Source organism: Methylorubrum zatmanii (assembly GCF_014845115.1).
Taxonomy (GTDB): Bacteria; Pseudomonadota; Alphaproteobacteria; order Rhizobiales; family Beijerinckiaceae; genus Methylobacterium; species Methylobacterium zatmanii.
In genome coordinates this window covers 1-3,743 of record NZ_NKUI01000174.1, presented here as the reverse complement: position 1 = coordinate 3,743, position 3,743 = coordinate 1, and the positions used below count along the sequence as shown (strand labels likewise).

General features: G+C 60.1%; 2 protein-coding genes. Both read right to left on the bottom strand.

From position 1 onward, the window contains the following. Nucleotides 1-3: 3 nt before the first annotated feature. Complete coding sequence (locus MZTS_RS19360) at nucleotides 4-1,140, bottom strand: glycosyltransferase family 2 protein (protein ID WP_192285070.1); 1,137 nt, start codon at nucleotides 1,138-1,140, stop codon at nucleotides 4-6. Between the two features lie 609 nt (nucleotides 1,141-1,749). Continuing rightward, nucleotides 1,750-3,720, bottom strand: coding sequence for a methyl-accepting chemotaxis protein (locus MZTS_RS19355; RefSeq protein WP_192285069.1), 1,971 nt, complete (start codon nucleotides 3,718-3,720; stop codon nucleotides 1,750-1,752). Between the last annotated feature and the right edge of the window lie 23 nt (nucleotides 3,721-3,743).

Genomic DNA, 3,743 nt, shown 5'->3' with positions numbered 1-3,743 from the left:
CCATTACCCGATGTTGAAAATTCTGACTGATTTCACATTATGAATGTCCTGCAAATCGATCATCCACCATGGGTGCATTTCCAGATCGGTATGAAAGCTGTAATGTCCTGAGGGTTTCCCTGATAAAGCTCCTTGAGCATCCTCTGACAGCGTGCTCCCGATCGACCAGCGTGAAAGCGAACTTTGAGTCGCGATTTTTCCAGGGGCAATATTGATACCAGCGGGGGCAACGAGGGCATGGATGTCAGGGATATCACGGACCCTGGACTTCCATTTTTCAAAGAGGAAGTTATCGGTAACCTCATTCATCGAGGCAAGCTCTTCGATGTGTTTGTTGCTAGTGTAAAGATCTCTCCACATGGTTTGTCCGCGGAAATCCCCCTGCGTTCCTCGTTCTACACGGCGTAAAAAATCATCTTCCGATTTAATGGCATAATGATTTATCACCGCTTTATTCATGATTCTTTCTGAGTTCCTTTCTGAAAGGAGGTAATCTTCTGCTTGTGACGGAAAGTTTTTGTAATATTTGCCCATCTCATCGTTCTTAATTACGTTGCATGAGCGGATGGATAATCCTGGAATACTTTCCCAGTAATGCCAGAAATGTTCATATACGGCCCCGGTCTTAGACATTTTGCTAAGGTCGATGGCTTGCGTGCGGGTAATGTGTTTGGTGTAAGGGTGAAGCTTTGATTTTCTTTGAGTGTAGTTCAATAGGACGTTGCCGTCCGGGCGCGTCTTGTGTCCCGAGTTTCCAAAATAAAACCAATTGAAGTATACGCTATCAAATTCATTTTCATAATCTAGCATGAATTCGCCGATAGAGGCGTGCTCTTTAAGTGCTAAAAATTCATCGATATCGAGAAACATAACCCACTCTGTTTCGTCTTTAAGATTCTCCAGATAGTTGAGGTAAATCGCCCGCTGCTGTCCCTGGTATGGATAATGTCGGTAGGTAACGATGGGTGTGTCGTTATTTAGATATGGAAAAAGAACATCTCTTAATGTGTAGGCGTCATCGTCGTTTGAATATATATAGAAATGTTCAAATCCAATAGATTTGTGGTATTCGATCCATTCAATAATGTATTTTTCTTCCCATCTTGCACATGCTGCGATGGAAAATTTGTATTTTTGCATCTTAGGTCCTGCTCAATGATTTGTTGATGTATTGTTTTAATGCCAACGATTCGGAGCCGACCCTCTCAGCCGACGTCGAAGGCCTACGCCTCGGACACTGGATACAAGGAGGGGACGCACGCTCCAGAAAGATCGAGAAGCCGTGCTGCCCACCCGCAATTATCCATCAACCTTGCTGCCATGCTTGCACTGGGAACGGGTGGGATGAGGGCCTGTGAGAGTCGTGCTGACTCTAGGTTCTTTTCACTCGATAGAGTGCAAGGAGCGCTGAGGGAAGGGCCTACTGTGAGCCCCCTGATGGCAACCTGAAGTAGGTTGCGCTGTTCGCAAGACGGGGGTGATAGGGAGATCCCGATTCAATGCCCGCCGTCGAGGCTGCGGGGTAAGTTTGGATCCAGCCGGAGACGATACAAGTCGCTGGCAAAAAGTGGGTCACGCGACGCGTCAGCGTAAGCCCAGGATGTAAAGTAAGGGCCGAATCGAGAGCGATCGTTCAGTTTGCCTGTGAAAGCGAAAGATTCGTAAAATAAACGCCACCGCCTCTTCCCGGGCCTGATGCCCGAGAGGAAGCGGTGGCGGCAGACGAAACCCCGGCTCCTCAGTGTGGCGCTACGCGGCCCGCACGTTGGCGAGGAATTGCTCGACCTCGCCCTTCAGCTCGGCCGATTGGTTGGAGAGGTCGTAGGAGGCGCGCAGCACCTCTTCCGCTGCCCGGCCGGCTTCCGCCGCGACACGGGCGACCTCCGCGATCTCTGCGGTCATCTCGCTGGTGCCGGCGGAGGCTTGGGTCATGTTGCGGGCGATCTCCTGGGTCGTGGCGCCCTGCTGCTCCACCGCCGCCGCGATGCTCGCGGTGACGCTGCTCATGGTCTGGATCTGGGCGGCGATGCCGTGGATGGCCCGCGAGGTGCCGTCCGTGGCCGCCTGGATCGCCGCGACCTGCTGCCCGATCTCGTCGGTGGCGCGGCTGGTCTGGCTGGCCAGTTCCTTGACCTCGGCGGCGACCACGGCGAAGCTACGGCCCGCTTCGCCGGCCCGCGCCGCCTCGATCGTCGCGTTCAGGGCGAGCAGGTTGGTCTGGCTGGCGATGCTGGAGACGAGGTTGACCACGTCGCCGATGCGGGCGGCGGCGGCGGCGAGTTCCGTCATCCGCGTCTCGGTCCGCGTCGCCTCGCTGACGGCGGCGACCGACATCTCCGCGGCCTGCTCGACCTGACGGCCGATCTCCCCGACCGTCGCGCCGAGTTCCTCCGCGGCGACCGCCACCGTGTTGACGTTGCCGGCGGTCTGGTTCGCCGCCGCCGCCGCGCTGCTCGAACTGTGGGAGGTTCCCTCGACCGCTGCCCGCATCGAGCCCGAGGAGGCCTGGAGGCCGGACACCGCATCGGCGAAGCGCGTGACGATGCCGCCGACCGATTGCTCGAAGCGGTCGGCGAGGTCACGCAGCATGGCCCGGCGCGCCTGCTCCTCGCGCAGCCGCGCGGCTTCCGTCGTCTGAAGCTGCTGCGCCGCCTCCTCCAGCGAGACATCGCGGATCGTCACGACGGCGCGGGCGATGTCGCCGATCTCGTCGCGGCGGCGGCTGCCCGGCACCTCGTCCAGGACCTCGCGGGCGGCGAGCGCCTTGAGCGAGCGGGTCAGGGCCCCGAGCGGGCCGACGATCGAGCGAGCCAGCAACGATCCGAGCAGCAAGGTGACCACGAGGACCGCGAGGCCGATCACCGCCAGCGAGCGCGACAGGGCCGAGACCGAGGCCACCGCTTCCGCCTCGCTCTTCTCCGCGATCACGGTCCAGGGGGCGCCGAGCACCGTGGCGGAGGAGACCGCCGCGAGGTGGGCGCCGTCGCTCGTCACGTAATCGAAGCTGGCGCCGTCGCTCAGGCGAGCCGGATCGATGCCGAGCATCGTGGCGGCTGCGCCCGCGCGCACCTGCGGATCGAGGGGCGGGCTGTTGCGCAGCAGGCCGTCACGGCCGATCGCGACGATCTGCCCGGTCTCGCCCATTCCCGTCCGCTTCGAAAGCACTTGGTCGAACAGGGCGGGCGTCAGACGCAGCAGGACGAAGCCGATGCGCTCGGCGGCCTGGGCGGTCCCCATCGCGACGTTGGCACGCTTGGTCATCGCGCGTCCGATGAAGGCCGAGGGGCCCTGGCCGACCGGGTAGGCCGAGTAATCCTCGAACAGCACATCGCCATCGGTCGCGCTCTTGAGGCGGCCGAGGAGGCGGGCGGCCCCAGTCTCCTTCAGGCTCGGCTCGTCGGCCAGGGATTTGGCGAAATCCGCACCCTTGGTCGTGGTGTAGACGATGCGACCGGCCTCATCGACGAAGATCAGGTCGGCATAGCCGGGCTGTTCGAGAAGCTTGCGGGCCACCTCCTGCACCTTGACGTGGCGCCGGCCATACATCGTCCCGGTCGTGCCGCCATCGAGGGCGATCCGGGCTTCGGCCGTCTCGGGGGCCTGGAACGCCGCGATCAGCGCGGCGGTCTCCGGCTTGGTCGGATCGAGATTCTCGACGAGGTCGGAGAAGTTGGAGGCGATCTGCTGATGCGTCGAGACCGTGCGGAAATCCGCCTGCATCCGGTCGAGCTATGCGGGAGATT

What these genes read in the sequence shown, in the direction of transcription:
- MZTS_RS19360 (WP_192285070.1), bottom strand. Translation starts at nt 1,140, where the DNA reads ATGCAAAAATACAAATTTTCCATCGCAGCATGTGCAAGATGGGAAGAA.
- MZTS_RS19355 (WP_192285069.1), bottom strand. Translation starts at nt 3,720, where the DNA reads ATGCAGGCGGATTTCCGCACGGTCTCGACGCATCAGCAGATCGCCTCC.